The sequence below is a fragment of the Nocardioides sp. YR527 genome (genome assembly GCF_900101045.1).
GTDB lineage: Bacteria > Actinomycetota > Actinomycetes > Propionibacteriales > Nocardioidaceae > Nocardioides.
In genome coordinates this window covers 78114-93670 of sequence record NZ_FNFN01000001.1, presented here as the reverse complement: position 1 = coordinate 93670, position 15557 = coordinate 78114, and the positions used below count along the sequence as shown (strand labels likewise).

Here is a 15557-nt window from a genome sequence, read left to right as displayed (position 1 = left end):
AATGGTCCAGACCAGTCGCGGCTACTCGGCCCCGCCGCGCAGCGAGGCGCGCTGCTTCCACACGCCGTGGAAGAACTGCGCACCCGACCACATCGTCAGCGCGACCGCGACCGCGAGGCAGACCTGGAAGGCGTAGAAGAGCAGCTCCCCGACCAGGGCGTCGCCGAAGGCGCCACCGTGGGCGGAACCGTGCGGCAGCGGCATCAGCAGGCCGCCGAGGGCGACCGCCTGCACCGTGGTCTTGATCTTGCCGAGCTGGTCGGCGGCGATCACGATCTTCTTGAGCACCGAGAGGCGCAGGATCGTGACGCTCCACTCGCGCAACAGCACGATGATGGTCACCCACCACCAGATGTCGCCGACGATCGAGAGGCCGATGAAGGCCATCCCGGTGACCGCCTTGTCGGCGATCGGGTCGGCGATCTTGCCGAAGTCGGTGATCAGGTTGTGCTTGCGGGCCAGGTCACCGTCGATCTTGTCGGTGATCATCGCCAGCGCGAAGATCGCGAAGGAGACCCAGCGCAGGGTCGGGTTGTCGCCACCGTCGGCGAGCAGCGCCCAGGCGAAGAACGGCACCGCGAGGATCCGCAGCGTGGTCAGCGCGTTGGGTACGTTCCAGTTGCTGGTCTTCTCGGCGATCTCGTTCACGCGGCGAACCCTACTTGTTCACTTCGGCGACGAGGTCAACGCCTTCGGAGGCGATGACGGTCGCGCTGACGAGATCACCTGGACGTACGCCCTCGATGTCTCCCTCGAGGGAGGTCATCCCGTCGACCTCGGGCCCCTGGTGGGCGGACCGGCCCCAGATCTCGCCGTCGGAGGTCTCCTCGACGAGCACGACGACCTGCTCCCCGATCCGCTCCTCGGCGCGCTGGGCGGTGAGCTCCTCGACGAGCTCGTTGACGTGCTCGACGCGGGCGCGGATCTCATCGGCGTCCAGCTTGAGCGACTCGTCGAAGCCGGCGGCCTCGGTGCCCTCCTCGTCGGAGTAGCCGAAGACGCCGGTGACGTCCATGCGTGCCGCGACCAGGAAGTCGGTGAGGATCTCGAGGTCCTCCTCGGTCTCGCCGGGGAAGCCGACGATGACGTTGGACCGGACCCCGGCGGTGGGGTCATAGGCACGGATCTGCGAAAGCAGGCCCAGGAAGCTCTCCGGGTCGCCGAAGCGCTTCATCCGCCGCAGGACGGCGTTGGAGGCGTGCTGGAAGCTCAGGTCGAAGTAGGGCGTGACGCCGGGCGTGGTGCCGATGACCTTGAGCAGGTCGGGCCGGGTCTCGGCGGGCTGGAGGTAGGAGACGCGTACGCGCTCGATGCCGTCGATGCCGGCCAGCTCCGGCAGGAGGGTCTCGAGCAGCCGGATGTCGCCGAGGTCCTTGCCGTAGGAGGTGGAGTTCTCCGAGACCAGGAAGAGCTCCTTGACGCCCTGCTGAGCCAGCCACTGGGCCTCGTGGAGCACGTCGGAGGGGCGCCGCGAGACGAAGGAGCCGCGGAACTGCGGGATCGCGCAGAAGGTGCACCGGCGGTCACAGCCAGAGGCGAGCTTCAGCGGCGCCCACGGGGCGTCGTCGAGCCGCGTACGTCCTGCGAAACCGGGCACCTGGTCGACCGCGGCCATGCCGGGGACCGAGATGGCGGAGGCGTCGCGCTCGACCGGGGAGATCGGGAGCAGCAGGCGCCGGTCCTGGGGCGTGTGCGGGTGGTGGGTCTCACCGGCCAGGATCGCGCGGAGCTTGGCGGCGATGTCGGGGTAGTCGTCGAAGCCGAGCACCGCGTCGGCCTCGGGGAGCTCGGCGGCCAGGTCCTTGCCGTAGCGCTCGGCCATGCAGCCGACCGCGACGACCGCCTGGGCCTTCCCCGTCTCCTTGAGGTCGGCTGCCTCGAGCAGCGTGTCGACCGAGTCCTTCTTCGCCTGCTCGACGAACCCGCAGGTGTTGACCACCACCGTGTCGGCCTCGTCCGGGTCGGCGACCAGGCGGAAGCCACCGGCGGTCAGGCGGCCGGCGAGCTCCTCGGAGTCCACCTCGTTGCGGGTGCACCCGAGGGTCACCATGGCGACCGATAGGACCTTCTGGTCAGCTGGCTGGGCGGTCTCGGCGGAGGGTTCGGTCGCAGTGCTCATCACCGTGAAGTATGACGGGCGCAAGCCCTGAGACCGAACCCTCGCGTCTATCAGTCGGGGACCGAGCCCGGCTTCACGGACAGGACCGGGCAGGAGGCGCCGAGCAGGATCCGCTGCGCGACGCTGCCCATCAGCAGCTTGCCGACCGGCGTACGCCGCCGCAGACCGACCACGACCAGCTTGGCGTCGAGCTGCTCGGCGGCGTCGAGGACGGCACCGGCGACGTCCGGGTCGATGGACTGCCGGATCTCGTGGGGCCGGCCCGACTCCGTGAGCCGGCGCTCGAGCTCACCGAGCTGCTCGTCGAGGGCGTAGCGGTCGTCGACCAGGGCGTCGCCCCGGGAGGCGTTGACGACCACGACCCCACGGTCGCGACGCGAAGCGTCGGCGAGCGCCCAGTCCAGCGCGACCGAGCCGAACACGTCGGGCGCCCACGCCACGACCACCCAGCCACCTGCGGGAGTCTCACTCATCAGTCCACCAGCTCCTTCTCGTCCTCGACCTCGGCCGACTGCTCGGCCCGTGCCCTGAGCCGGGCGATGAACGGCCGCCCCAGGATGAACAGCGCGATCAGGATGTAGATGACCACCGCGAGCGGCTCGCTCAGCAGCGCCGTGTAGTCACCGCCCGAGATCGTCAGCGCCTCGCGCAGCTTGGTCTCCATCAGCGGTCCCAGGATGACACCCAGGATCAACGGGAGCACCGGCAGTCCGAAGCGGCGCATCATCAGGCCGAGCAGACCGAACGCGACCAGCAGCCCGATGTCGAAGGGGTCCAGGTTGGTGGCGTACGCACCCAGGCAGGCGAAGAACAGGATGCCCGCGTAGAGCTGCGGACGGGGGATCCGCAGCAGCCGGGCCCACAGCGGCGCCAGCGGCAGGTTGAGCACCAGCAGCAGGGTGTTGCCGATCAGGAGGCTGGCCAGCAGCGTCCACACCAGGTCGGCGTGGTCGGTCATCAGCTGCGGGCCCGGGGTGATGCCGTAGCCCTGGAGCGCGGAGAGCATCACCGCGGCGGTGGCGGTCACCGGCAGACCGAGAGCCAGCATCGGCACGAACATCCCGGCGGCCGAGGCGTTGTTGGCCGCCTCCGGCCCGGCGACGCCCTCGATCGCGCCACGGCCGAAGTCGCCGCGCTTGGAGAGCTTCCGCTCGGTCAGGTACGAGAGGAACGTCGGGATCTCGGCGCCACCGGCGGGAAGGGCACCGAACGGGAACCCGAACGCGGTGCCGCGCAGCCACGGCTTCCAGGAGCGGCCCCAGTCGTCGCGGCCCATCCACGGCCGGCCCACCGGGACCACGTGCGCCGGGCGGCGGCGCAGGTGGGCGGCCACCCACAGGGCCTCGCCGAGGGCGAAGATGCCGACCGCGACGACCACGATGTCGAGCCGGTCGACGAGCTGGGTGACACCGAAGGTGAGCCGCGGCTGGCCGGTGTTGAGATCGAGACCGACCAGGCCGATCGCCAGACCGAGGAACAGCGCCGCGAAGCCGCGCAGGGCCGAGGTGCCGAGCACCGTCGTGGTCATGACCAGGGCCAGGACCATCAGCGCGAAGTACGACGGCGCACCCAGCTCGACGGCCACGTCGGCCAGGGCCGGCGAGAAGAAGGCCACCAGGATGGTGCCGATGGTGCCGGCGACGAACGAGCCGACCGCGGCGGTGGCCAGCGCCTGCGCGCCACGCCCCGCTCTGGCCATCCGGTTGCCCTCCAGCGCCGTCATCACCGAGGCGGACTCCCCCGGTGTGTTCAGCAGGATCGAGGTGGTGGAGCCGCCGTACATGCCGCCGTAGTAGAGGCCGGCGAACATGATGAACGCGCTGGTCGGCTCGAGCCGGTACGTCACGGGCAGCAGCAGCGCGATGGCCATCGCCGGCCCGATGCCGGGCAGCACGCCGACGAAGGTGCCCAGCAGCACGCCGATGGCGGCGTAGAGCAGGTTCATCGGGGTCAGGGCGGACTCGAGTCCGCCCATGAGCAGTTCGAAGTTCTCCATCAGTCAGTCCTCACAGGATCCCGTCGAGTACGCCAGGGGTGAGCGGGATGCCCAGACCGACGTAGAAGGCGTACCAGCTGGCGACCGAGAGGACGAGCCCGACGATCACGTCCCGCACGAGCGTTCGGCTGCCGAGGCACCACGCGGCGCCGGCGAACAGCGCCGCGCCCGAGATCGCCCAGCCGAGCAGGTTCACGGTCGCGACCGTGAACAGCAGGACCGCGACCAGCTTGAGGACGGTCAGCCAGTCGGCCGACTGGCTCAGATCGACGTCCTCGCCCTCCTCGGGCTCCGGCTGGGAGCCGCGGGCGGTGGCGACCGCCAGCAGCACACCGACGACGACGAGGCCGGCGCCGATGACGTACGGGAAGGCGCGGGGGCCGACCGGGTCGGCGAAGCCGACGTCCAGGCCACTGGCGTCGATGACGGTGTAGATCCCGACGACGACCAGGAACAGGGCCAGACCGTACTGGCCGAAGTCGACCCGCCGCACGGTGCTCGTGGGCTCGGGAGGTTGGGTCTCGGTTTCGTGGACGCTCACAGCAGATCCAGCTCCTTCAGGGTCGAGGCGACGCGCTGGTCCTGCTCGACCAGCAGGTCGTCGAAGTCGTCGCCGGTCACGAAGGCGTCGGTCCAGCCGTTGTCCTTCAGCGCCTGCTGCCACTGCTTCGAGTCGTGCATCCGGGTGAGGAGGTCGATCAGCTCCTGCCGGCGCTCGGCGCTGATGCCCGGCGGGGCGAGCACGCCGCGCCAGTTGAGGAAGACCAGGTCGATGCCGCTCTCGGTCAGCGTCGGCGCGTCGGCGAAGACGCCGGTGCCGCGCTCGTCGCCCGAGACGGCCAGGACCCGGAGCTCGCCGGCCTCCACCTGGCCCTCGAACTCGGCGAGACCGGAGAAGCCGACCTCGATCTTGTGACCCAGCAGCGCGCTGGTGAGCGGACCACCGCCGTCATAGGGGACGTACTTGACCTCCTTCGGGTCGATGCCGGCGGCCTCGGCCAGCTGCATCGGGAAGAGGTGGTCGGGGCCACCGGGCGAGGAGCCGCCGCCGACCACGATCGACTCGGGGTCCTCGGCCCAGGCCTTCACCAGGTCGTCGATGGTCTTGAACGGCGAGTCGGCCGGAACCAGCACACCCTCCTGCTCCTCGATGAGCTGGGCGATCGGGGTGGCGTCCTGGGGACGGGCGTCCACACCGAAGGAGTAGGTGGAGCCGACGACGCCCAGACCGATGGTCATGAGCAGGTTGCCGTTGCCCTCCTCGCTCATCAGGCGGGACATCGCGACGGAGCCGCCGGCGCCCAGGATGTTGGTCACCTGGATGTCGCCGCCGGTCATGTTGTCGCGGTCGAGGACCCCCACGGCCGCGCGACCGGTCTGGTCATAGCCGCCTCCGGGGCTGTTCGGGATCCACATGTCGAGGTCGCGGGACTCCGCGCCACGGGTCACGCCGCAGGCCGATGCCGCGGCGAGCAGGCAGGTCACGAGCACGACTGCGAGAGCACGGGTACGGCGTATGCTCGCTGCCCGACGCGATTGCCTCTGCTGCGGCGGCAGCGGCGGCCGGCTCGGATCGGGCGGGGACTGCGATGTCGGCGTCGACAACGGCTGGCCTCCAGACTCAGGGGGATGAAACGGTCAGTGGCGATGGTCACAGTCCGAGGTGAGCGCCGTCACCATTCGGCAACCAAAGGAGGTTGTGTAACTTGTGGTCACCGCGATCGCGCCGGCACCTGTCGCTGGCCGGGCAGGTGCTGGTGCTGCAGCTCTCGGTGCTGCTGCTCGTCGTCGTCGCGACCAGCATCGTCTCCCTACGGCAGAGCGACGCCGACTTCCGTGACTCCCGCGAGGACCGGCTGCGCGCCGCGGCGGAGAGCCTGGCCGGGATCGCGGCGGTCCAGGACGGGCTGACCAGCACCCCCGACCGGCAGGCCCTGAGCTTCTACCTGCAGACGCGGGCCGCGGACGCGGGCGCCGACACCGCCTATCTCACCGGCCTCGACGGCGAGGTGCTCGTGGCCACCGACCCCACCCGGGTCGGCGAGAGGCTCGACCTGGGCAGGCGCGAGACCAGCCGGGCCTGGTCCGGCGACATCGACGACGCCGGCCGCCGGGCGATCGCCGCCCAGGTCCCGGTCTACGGCGGAGGCTCGACCGGTACGGACCCCGAGGCGCCACGTCCGGTCGGCGTCGTCGTGGTGACCGAGGACTATCCGCCGCTGACCGAGCGCCTCGCCCGCACCTGGGCCGATGCGCTCACCGTGCTCCTGGCCGGCCTCGCGCTCGGGGTGCTGGGGTCGTGGCTGCTGGCGCGGCTGATCAAGCGGCGTACACGTGGGCTGGAGCCCCGCGACATCGCCGCCCTCGCCGACCACCGCGAAGGCCTGCTGCGCTCGATCAGAGAGGGGGTGCTGGCCGTGGGCGCCGACGAGCGGGTCAGCCTGATGAGCGACAGCGCCCGCGAGCTGCTGGGGCTTCGGGAGGACCCGACCGGGCGCCGGCTCGACGAGCTCGACCTGCCCGCCGAGACCCTCGCCCTGCTCAGCGGGCCCGAGGAGGTGCACGACGCACCGCTGGTCGCCGGCGAGCGGGTGCTCGTGCTCAACCGCAACCGGGTCCACCACGACGGCCGCCCCGCCGGCACTGTCACCACGCTGCGCGACCGCACCGAGCTGGTGGCGCTGCAGAGCGAGCTCAACGCCCGGGAGAGCGTCACCGAGACCCTGCGGGCGCAGACCCACGAGTTCAGCAACCAGCTGCACACCATCACCGGGCTCCTCGAGCTCGAGGAGTACGCCGAGGTGGGCCGCTTCGTCACCGGGCTGACCGCCCGCCGGGCGGCCCTGAGCGACCACATCACCTCCCGGATCGACGACCCCGCCGTGGCCGCGCTGCTCGTCGCCAAGGCCAGCCTGGCCGCCGAACGACGGGTGAGCATCGACCTGGACGCCGCCAGCTCGCTCCCCCGGCTCACCCCCGACGGCTCGGCCGACGTGGTCACCGTCCTCGGCAACCTGGTCGACAACGCCGTCGACGCGGCCGCCCTGGTCGGGCCGCTCGACGGCCGCGTCGGCGTACGCCTGACCTCCGAGGGCGAGACCGTGAAGGTGCGCGTCTCCGACACCGGCGGCGGCGTACCGGCAGAGCGTCTGCCCGAGATCTTCCGGCGCGGTTTCAGCACCAAGCCGCGCGACGCCAGCGGCCGGGGCGTGGGGCTCGCGCTGGTGCAGCTGGTGTGCCGCGCACGCGGCGGCGAGGTCGAGGTGGAGAATAGCGGGTCGGAGGAGCGCCCCGGAGCGGTCTTCATCGCGACCCTGCCGGGCGCCGCTCCGCTCGCCCCACCCACCGCCCCACCTGCCGGCACTGCCCCCGAGGAGTCCCGATGACGTCCGCACCTGAGCTCACCGTGCTCGTGGTCGAGGACGACTTCATGGTCGCCTCGATCCACACCCGTTTCGTCGAGCGCGTCGAGGGGTTCCGGGTCGTCGGCGTCGCCGCCACCGGCTCCCAGGCGCTCGAGGAGACCGCCCGGCTCTCCCCCGACGTACTGCTGCTCGACGTGCACCTTCCCGACTTCAGCGGCATCGAGCTGCTGCGCCGGCTGCGCGGACGAGGTGACGACGCCGCCGTCATCGTCATCACCGCCGCCCGCGAGGCCGACACGGTGCGGGCCGCCGCGGCCGGCGGCGCCGCCCACTACGTGGTGAAGCCGTTCCCGTTCGAGGATCTGGCCGCCCGGCTCGATGACGTACGCCGCTCCCGCGAGGCGCTCGCCAGGATCGGGCAACGGGCCGAGGGCCCCGGGCACCGCGACGAGGTCCAGGCCGGCATCGACGAGGTCTTCAGCCACCAGGGCGCACGCGAGTCCCGTGAGCGGCTGCCGAAGGGGCTCAGCGCCGAGACCGCCCGGGCCGTGCTGGCCGCGCTGGAGACCGCCGGTGAGCTCAGCGCCACACAGTGCGCCGACGCGATCGGAGTCTCTCGGGTCAGCGCCCGCCGCTACCTCGAGCACTTCGCGAGCACGGGCCGGATCGGCGTACGTCTCAACTACGGCACCGCCGGGCGGCCCGAGCGGCGCTACCGCGCGGGTGACGCCTGAGACCGCTGCCTCAGGCGGACTCGCGGATCACCAGCCTGGTCGGGAGCACGACGGAGGCCTCGACCTCCTCCCCCGCCACCAGGCGGAGGATCTGCTCGGCGAGGCGGGTGCCGATCTCGTGGATCGGCTGGTGCACCGTCGTCAGCGGCGGGTCGGTGAACCGGGCCGCCTCGACGTCGTCGAACCCGATCACCGCCACGTCGTCGGGCACCCGGCGGCCGAGCCGGCGCAGCGTACGCAGGGCGCCGTCGGCCATCAGGTCGGAGGCCGCGAAGACGGCGTCGATGCCGGGATCGCGCTGCAGCAGCCGCTCCATCGCGTCAGTCCCGGACTGGCGCATGAAATCACCCTCCTCGACCAGCGGCACCGCCCCCGGCACGGCCCGGAGACCGGTGAGGTAGCCGGCCAGCCGCTCGCGCCCGGCGACCATGTCCTGCGGCCCCGCGATCGTCGCGATCCGGCGTCGGCCGAGGCCGACGAGGTGTTTCATCGCCGCCTCCACGCCGCTGGCGTGCTCGACGTCGATGAACGGGACGGTCGCCTCGCCCAGCGGCCGCCCGCTGGTCACGACCGGGACGCCCGCCGCCCGCAGCTCCTCGGGCAGGGTGTCGGCGCCGTGCATCGAGGCGAGCACGACACCGTCGACGGTGCGGCCGTGCACGTAGCGCAGGATCCGATCGTGGCTTGCCTGCGTCGAGGCGAGCAGCAGCACCAGCTGCTTGTCCGCCTTCTCCAGCGCCTCCCCGACGCCCCGGATCACGCCGGGGAAGAAGGCGTCGTCGGAGAAGACCCGGGTCGCGGACTCCGGCAGGATCAGGGCGATGGAGTCCGTACGCTGCGTCACCAGGCTCCGCGCCGCCGGGTTCGGCACGTAGCCGAGCTCAGCGATGGCCCGGCGGATGCTCTCGGCGATGTCGGCGCGCACGGTCGTGGAGCCGTTGACGACGCGCGAGACGGTCGCTCGTGAGGCCCCGGCCGCCCGTGCCACCGTCTCCAGCGTCGGCCGGCCGGCCGGGGTCTCGTTCATGTATCGAAACCTATCGCCTACCGCTCACCTTGAGAACGTGAACCAGTTGACGTTGACGAAGTCGGCCGGCTGGCCGCTGGTGAAGCGCAGGTAGACCGTGTGCGTGCCGGTCACCCCGGTGATGGCGCCCGGGACCGTACGCCAGGTCTGCCAGCCTCCGGTGTTGGCCACCGAGAAGCTGCCGATGGGGGCGTTGTTCACGTTGTCGAGCCGCACCTCGACCAGGCCGCTGACGCCCGCGGGCGCGCCGGAGGCGACCCGGGCGGAGAACGTACGGGCGGCGCTCGAGCCGAAGTTCACGCCGTCGTAGCGGAGCCAGTCGCCGTTGGCGAGGTAGCCGACGTCCTGACCGCCACCGGTGTCGGAGGTCGTCTCGGTCTGGGTGCCGCTCTGGGCGTTGTAGGACTCGGCCTGGATCGTCGAGTAGGCGTCGCGGTTGCCCGTCTCCGGCGGGTCGGTCGGCTCGGTGGTGCCACCACCCTTGGAGTAGACCGCGACGTAGTCGACCAGCATCGGCACGCCGGAGGCGGTCGCCGAGGTCGGGTTGCCGGGCCAGCCGCCGCCGATCGCGACGTTGAGGATGATGAAGAAGCCGTGGTTGGTCGCGTTGTCCCAGGTCGTCGCGTCGACCTGGTCCGAGCGCACCGTGTGGAAGAGCGTGTTGTCGACGTAGAAGCGGATCTGCTGCGGGCTGGTGCTGCGGTCCCACTCCATCGCGTAGGTGTGGAAGGACGACTGGCAGGTCGAGCCCGGGCAGCCCTGGATGGTCCCACCGAGGCCGGTGGTCTCGTTGCACGGCCCGCCGGGCGAGGTGCCGCAGTGCAGGGTGCCCCAGACCTGGTTGGCACCGTTGACGTTCTCCATGATGTCGATCTCGCCGATGCCCGGCCAGTTCCAGTAGTCGCCGCGGAAAGGCTCGCCGAGCATCCAGAACGCCGGCCAGATGCCTTGCGCGGCCGCGCCGGTGACGTTGGGCATCTGGATGCGACCCTCGACGCGGAGAACGCCGCCCGACGGCGGCTGGAAGTTGGTCCGGGTCGTCTCGATGCGGCCAGAGGTCCAGTTGCCGGCGCCGTCGCGGATCGGCTTGATGACGAGGTTGCCGGCGCCGTCCTGGTAGACGTTCTGGGTGCTGTCGCTGTGGTAGGCGATCTCGCCGGTGCCCCAGTTGGCGGCACCGCCGGGGTAGGAGTGGCCGATGTCGTAGATCCAGTCGTTGGTGTTGATCCGCGACCCTGCCGCACCGGTGAAGTCGTCGCTCCACACCTTCGTCCAGCCGGCCGGCGTGCCCGGCTCCGACGCCTCCGACGCCTGTCCGAACGATGTCAGCGGGATCGCCACCGCGACCATGCCGGCCGCGATGGCAGCGGCTCCTAATGCCTTCAGAATTCTCATGATGACTCGCTTTCCGAATGAACGAGCGATGAGTCCTGGCGACTCGTGAGAGCGCTCTCTCGGTGGCAATGGTGACAGAGCGATGTGACCGCTGTCACCCATCGCCCGAACTCTTTGCCAACCCGCCGAGTCGGCTCGTCCTGACCGAAATCAGCGCCGAGTCGGCTCGTTCTGACGAGCCGACTCGGCGGCGGTTGTGGTCAGGACGAGCCGACTCGGCGGCGGTTGTGGTCAGGACGAGCCGACTCGGCGGCGGTTGTGGTCAGGACGAGCCGACTCGGCGGCGGTTGACGCAGGGGGTCTAGTTGGCGGTGTAGGTGCGCTGAGCGGCTTCGCCGGTCTTGCCGAGGGCCTTGGCCTTGCCGTCGCCGATCGCGACCTTGAGGGATCCGTCGGAGGTCTGTACGCGCAGGGGCGGGGTGACCTGGAGCACCTTGGACTCGCCGAAGGCGAGGTCGCCGCTGAAGACCACCTTGCCACGCGAGTCGCGGACGACCACATGGGCACCGCCACCGGCGGCGGAGACGGTCACCGCAACGGGCGAGGACTTGCCGTACGGGCTGTCGGTGCCGGCAGAGCCGTCGAGCTGGATCGCTCCGGCCTCGGGCTCGTGCTGGGTGCCGTCGATGACCAGGCGCGCGACCGACCAGACCAGGATCACCGCCATCACCGCGGCGACCAGGACCGACCAGGACGGGCCACCACGCATCCGCCGGACGGGGCGGATCGCCGCGCTGTGGGCGAGCTCGGCCTCGAAGACGGCGCGCGGGCTGACCGGGCCGGAGGCGTACTTCTCGTCATAGGTGCGCAGCAGCGGCGCGACCTCGATGCCGAGGACGCGCGCCAGCGTGCGCAGGTGGCCGCGGGCGTAGAAGTCGCCGCCACAGGGGCCGAAGTCGTCGACCTCGATCGCCTCGATGACGTGCGGACGGATCCGCGTCCACTCGGCCAGGCCGTCCATGTCCAGGGCGAGCCGGCGGCGGGCGGCGGCGATCTCAGCACCGATCTCCGGGACCTCAGCCGGGACCACCTCGGTCTCCTGGTCGTCGACGTCGTCGATGCGGTGTCGCGAGCCGGTCGACGGGGCGAGTGCCTTGACCCCCTCGTCGGGCACGGCGATCGGACGTACGCCCTCGGGCTCGTCGTCGACGTCCGTGTCCTCGACATCCGCCTCGGCGAAGTCCGCGTCGGCGAAGGCGGCCTCCGCAAGGTCCAGCTGGAGCGCGTTCGCGCCGTGGACGGCGATGGTCTCCTGCGGCTCCTCGGGCACGTAGCGTACGTCCACCCGGATCGCCGTCGAAGGCTCGCGCAGCGGCGCGACCGGCTCCGTCTTCGCTTCGGCCACGAGATTCACTTCGCGCTCAGGCTCGGGGTCGGTCGTCGGGGTCGTCTCGTCCTGTTCCGCGCTGTGCGCGGTCGTCTCAGTGTCCCGGTCCACCTGGTCCTGCTCCGCCTCGTCCACCACGTCTGCGGCATTGATATCAGGCTCGTCCAAGACCCGGAGCATCCGGGGGTTGGTGTCTCCGGCCCGCTCGGAGAGGGGCGGGCGGACCGCGGTGTCACCGTCGTCCGAGGCGGCATCGGCAGTGTGGTCCTCGGCGCTCTCGTCGGTGTCCGTCTCCGGCTCCTCCGCGTCGAGCCCGGGGTCGATCTCGACGACCTCGACGCCGTCGGCGGCGACGATCGCGATGGCCTCGGTGACGTCGTCACCGGCGCCCAGGACGCGGGTGGAGAGGCCGAGCGGGAGCGAGAACGGCAGACCGTAGAGGCGCTCGGTCAGCATCGCCTGGCGCCGGGCGGTCGGCGAGAGCTCCTCGAGCACCTCGTCCTCGTCGTGCAGCAGCACGCCGATGCGGCCGTCCTTCCAGAACCGCTCGATCCCGTCCGGGCGAGGGGTGTGCTCGACGGACTCGATCTTCGACCACGGGATGCCCTGCCAGGTCTGGCCGAAGCGGAGCCGTACGCCCTGCTCGTCGACGAGCAGGAGCGGCATCCGGGAGTCCCAGGCCGTCCAGCCCTGCACCGCCGCGACGACGAGCAGGATCAGGCCGACCAGGTAGCCCTCGATGCCGCCGCGCATCACGAAGGCGATGCCGACCAGCAGCGACGCGAGCGCCACCACCAGCGCGAGGCGGCCGTTGCGGCGTACCTCGACGACGTCGACATCGTGAGTCTCGACGGCCTCGACGGTCTCGGCAGGGTCGACGGTCTCGACCGCCGGTGAATTCTCGCTCACATCTCCCCCTGGATCGTTGCGATGACGCCGTCGATCTCGTCCGGCTTGACGAGTACGTCGCGTGCCTTGGAGCCCTCGGAGGGACCGACCACCCCGCGCGACTCGAGGATATCCATCAGACGGCCGGCCTTGGCGAACCCGACGCGGAGCTTGCGCTGCAGCATCGAGGTCGAGCCGAACTGGGTCGAGACGATCAGCTCGATCGCCTGGATCACCAGATCCATGTCGTCGCCGATGTCGTCATCGAGCACCCGCTTGGACTCGGCCGGTGCGGTCACGTCCTCGCGGTAGGACGGCTCGAGCTGTCCCTTCACCGACTTCACGACAGCATTGATCTCGCTCTCGGAGACCCACGAGCCCTGCACACGGATCGGCTTGGAGGAGCCCATCGGCAGGAACAGCCCGTCACCCTGGCCGACCAGCTTCTCCGCACCCGGCTGGTCGAGGATGACGCGCGAGTCGGCCAGCGACGAGGTCGCGAAGGCGAGCCGCGAGGGCACGTTGGCCTTGATCAGACCGGTGACCACGTCGACCGAGGGCCGCTGCGTGGCCAGCACCAGGTGGATGCCGGCGGCACGGGCGAGCTGGGTGATGCGTACGACCGCGTCCTCGACGTCGCGCGGGGCGACCATCATCAGGTCGGCGAGCTCGTCGACGATGACCAGCAGGTAGGGGTAGGGCGACAGGACCCGCTCGGAGTCGGGCGGGAGCTGCACCTTCCCTGCGCGTACGGCCTTGTTGAAGTCGTCGACGTGACGGAAGCCGAAGTTGGCGAGGTCGTCGTAGCGCATGTCCATCTCGCGTACGACCCAGGCCAGCGCCTCGGCGGCCTTCTTCGGGTTGGTGATGATCGGCGTGATCAGGTGCGGCACGCCCTCGTAGGCGTTGAGCTCGACCCGCTTGGGGTCGACCATGATCATCCGCACCTCGTCGGGAGTGGCCCGCATCAAGACGCTCGTGATCATCGAGTTGATGAACGACGACTTACCCGAGCCGGTCGCACCCGCGACCAGCAGGTGGGGCATCTTGGCCAGGTTGGCGACCACGAAGCCGCCCTCGACGTCCTTGCCGACACCGGTGATCATCGGGTGGTGGTCACCGCGCGCCGCGTTGGAGCGCAGCACGTCGCCGAGGGTGACGATCTCCTTGTCACTGTTGGGGATCTCCACGCCGACCGCGGACTTGCCGGGGATCGGGCTGAGGATGCGTACGTCCGCGGAGGCCACCGCGTAGGCGATGTTCTTCTGGATGCCGGTGATCTTCTCGACCTTCACACCCGATCCGAGCTCGACGACGTAGCGCGTGACCGTCGGTCCACGGGTGTAGCCGGTGACCGCGGCATCGATGTTGAACTCCTCCAGCACCGCCTGGAGCCGGTTGACGATGTCGTCGGAGGCCTTGGAACGAGCCTTGTGCGGCGATCCCGGCTTGAGCAGGTCGCTGCCCGGCAGCGTGTAGGCGACGTCGCCGGCGAGCATCAGCTGCTCCACGCGCTGAGGCAGCTCGGCGTGCGGCGGCGGCTCGAGGTCGCGCCGCTTGCCGGCCTTCGGTGCGGTGTCGGTGACCGCGGGCATGAGACCCGCCGCGTCGCTGGGCACTGCCTCGTCGGGCTGGGTGTCGGCGTCGGAGTCCTCGTCGAGGGCGAGCGCGATGTCGAGCCCGTCCTTCTTGCGCTTCTTCTTCGGCTTCTCCTCCTCGAGGAGCGGCGTCTCGTAGGGCTCGAAGCCCTCCGGGTCGAAGGTGTCGTCGTCGGCGAAGAGCCTGCCGCCCCGGCGCACCCGCCGGATGTTGGTGCCGCTCTCGCTCATCTCCTCGGGCGGCGTCAGGCCGAGCGCGCGGTCGCGCAGCTCCACCAGACGACTCGGCACCTGGTAGAGCGGGGTCCCGGTGATCACCAGGATCCCGAAGACGACGAGAAGGGACAGGAGTACGACGACCACGGCCGTCGAGCGCATGACGTCGAGCAGCAGGCTGGCCACGACGTAGCCGATCGCACCGCCGGCCCACTGCAGCTCGGTGCTGTCGCCCGAGGTGGGCTGCGGGTTGCCGTTGGCGATCTGGATGATGCCGAGCGTGGCCATCAGAAACGCGGACCAGCCGATCGCGAGCCGGCCGACCGGGGCGGCGTTGACCGGGTCACGCATCAGCCGGACTCCGCCGACGACGAGCCCGACCGGCACCAGCCAGCCGACCTTGCCCACGACGCCGGCCACGGCGATACGTACGACGTCGAAGAACTGCCCGCCGAGCTGGAACCAGACGCCGGCGGCGACCAGGACGGAGAGGCCGATCAGGAACAGGCCGGCACCGTCGCGCCGGTGCTCCGGCTCGAGGTCGCTGGCGGCCTGGCCACCCACACGGAAGATGGCCGCCACTCCCCCGGCGATCGCCAGCCACAGGCTCGCGATGGTGGAGAAGATGGCATCGAAGAGAACCGCGATCGGGCTGGGCCCGTTGCGTACGGCGCGAGGTGGCGTACGGTTCGTCGTCTTCCGGTTGACTGTCCTCTTGTTGGCTGGCTTTGCGGCGGGACGGCGCTTGTTCTGGCCTTTGTTCGGCGCTGCCTTTGAGCGGGCCCGGCTCGTGGCCGTTGCTCGCTTTGTCGTGGTCGTACTCCGGGGACGGGTGCTCTTGGTGGTGGTCGAGCTCCGCGAACCCGGCGGGGAAGACGTACGGGTCGCCATA

At 70.6% G+C, this 15557-nt stretch carries 12 protein-coding genes; 2 read left to right on the top strand and 10 right to left on the bottom strand.

What is annotated here, in order from left to right; all coding sequences use genetic code 11:
• Window positions 1-21: 21 nt before the first annotated feature.
• From pgsA to BLT25_RS00405, 6 genes are read right to left on the bottom strand one after another with little or no spacing between them, the layout of a single operon-like run.
• Window positions 22-648, bottom strand: coding sequence for a CDP-diacylglycerol--glycerol-3-phosphate 3-phosphatidyltransferase (gene pgsA, locus BLT25_RS00430; protein ID WP_091040877.1), 627 nt, complete (start codon window positions 646-648; stop codon window positions 22-24).
• 10 nt (window positions 649-658) lie between these two features.
• Window positions 659-2119 (bottom strand): 30S ribosomal protein S12 methylthiotransferase RimO, encoded by a 1461-nt coding sequence (gene rimO / locus BLT25_RS00425; RefSeq protein WP_091040875.1) that lies wholly within the window; start codon window positions 2117-2119, stop codon window positions 659-661.
• Between the two features lie 50 nt (window positions 2120-2169).
• Window positions 2170-2592: a universal stress protein gene (locus BLT25_RS00420; protein ID WP_256328380.1), complete on the bottom strand. Its 423-nt coding sequence runs from the start codon at window positions 2590-2592 to the stop codon at window positions 2170-2172.
• Window positions 2592-4115: a tripartite tricarboxylate transporter permease gene (locus BLT25_RS00415; protein WP_091040873.1), complete on the bottom strand. Its 1524-nt coding sequence runs from the start codon at window positions 4113-4115 to the stop codon at window positions 2592-2594. The genes BLT25_RS00420 and BLT25_RS00415 overlap by 1 nt, the downstream gene beginning before the upstream one ends.
• Before the next feature lie 10 nt (window positions 4116-4125).
• Window positions 4126-4656: a tripartite tricarboxylate transporter TctB family protein gene (locus BLT25_RS00410; RefSeq protein ID WP_091040872.1), complete on the bottom strand. Its 531-nt coding sequence runs from the start codon at window positions 4654-4656 to the stop codon at window positions 4126-4128.
• Window positions 4653-5606, bottom strand: coding sequence for a Bug family tripartite tricarboxylate transporter substrate binding protein (locus BLT25_RS00405; RefSeq protein WP_091040870.1), 954 nt, complete (start codon window positions 5604-5606; stop codon window positions 4653-4655). The genes BLT25_RS00410 and BLT25_RS00405 overlap by 4 nt, the downstream gene beginning before the upstream one ends.
• Window positions 5607-5821: 215 nt before the next feature.
• On the opposite strand from BLT25_RS00405, the gene BLT25_RS00400 reads away from it, so the two are divergent.
• Both BLT25_RS00400 and BLT25_RS00395 read left to right on the top strand, forming a co-directional pair.
• Window positions 5822-7501: a sensor histidine kinase gene (locus tag BLT25_RS00400; protein ID WP_091040869.1), complete on the top strand. Its 1680-nt coding sequence runs from the start codon at window positions 5822-5824 to the stop codon at window positions 7499-7501.
• Window positions 7498-8214: a response regulator gene (locus tag BLT25_RS00395; RefSeq protein WP_091040866.1), complete on the top strand. Its 717-nt coding sequence runs from the start codon at window positions 7498-7500 to the stop codon at window positions 8212-8214. Before BLT25_RS00400 ends, BLT25_RS00395 begins: the two co-directional genes overlap by 4 nt.
• 10 nt (window positions 8215-8224) lie before the next feature.
• Here the strand turns inward: BLT25_RS00395 and BLT25_RS00390 are convergent, their stop codons facing one another.
• The 4 genes from BLT25_RS00390 to BLT25_RS00375 form a co-directional block, all read right to left on the bottom strand.
• Window positions 8225-9241 (bottom strand): LacI family DNA-binding transcriptional regulator, encoded by a 1017-nt coding sequence (locus BLT25_RS00390; protein WP_091040865.1) that lies wholly within the window; start codon window positions 9239-9241, stop codon window positions 8225-8227.
• Between the two features lie 24 nt (window positions 9242-9265).
• Entirely contained in the window at window positions 9266-10636 is a 1371-nt protein-coding gene (locus BLT25_RS00385) for a glycoside hydrolase family 16 protein (RefSeq protein ID WP_091040863.1), read from the bottom strand.
• Window positions 10637-10937: 301 nt separating this feature from the next.
• Window positions 10938-12872, bottom strand: coding sequence for a helix-turn-helix domain-containing protein (locus BLT25_RS00380; RefSeq protein WP_091040862.1), 1935 nt, complete (start codon window positions 12870-12872; stop codon window positions 10938-10940).
• A complete protein-coding gene (locus BLT25_RS00375) occupies window positions 12869-15556 on the bottom strand; it encodes a DNA translocase FtsK (protein WP_176883501.1) in 2688 nt (895 codons plus the stop codon). Before BLT25_RS00375 ends, BLT25_RS00380 begins: the two co-directional genes overlap by 4 nt.
• Window position 15557: the final 1 nt, after the last annotated feature.

Coding starts and splice junctions, on each gene's coding strand:
- rimO (WP_091040875.1), bottom strand. CDS start 2,119: ATGAGCACTGCGACCGAACCCTCCGCCGAGACCGCCCAGCCAGCTGAC.
- BLT25_RS00420 (WP_256328380.1), bottom strand. CDS start 2,592: ATGAGTGAGACTCCCGCAGGTGGCTGGGTGGTCGTGGCGTGGGCGCCC.
- BLT25_RS00415 (WP_091040873.1), bottom strand. CDS start 4,115: ATGGAGAACTTCGAACTGCTCATGGGCGGACTCGAGTCCGCCCTGACC.
- BLT25_RS00395 (WP_091040866.1), top strand. CDS start 7,498: ATGACGTCCGCACCTGAGCTCACCGTGCTCGTGGTCGAGGACGACTTC.
- BLT25_RS00390 (WP_091040865.1), bottom strand. CDS start 9,241: ATGAACGAGACCCCGGCCGGCCGGCCGACGCTGGAGACGGTGGCACGG.
- BLT25_RS00385 (WP_091040863.1), bottom strand. CDS start 10,636: ATGAGAATTCTGAAGGCATTAGGAGCCGCTGCCATCGCGGCCGGCATG.
- BLT25_RS00375 (WP_176883501.1), bottom strand. CDS start 15,556: ATGGCGACCCGTACGTCTTCCCCGCCGGGTTCGCGGAGCTCGACCACC.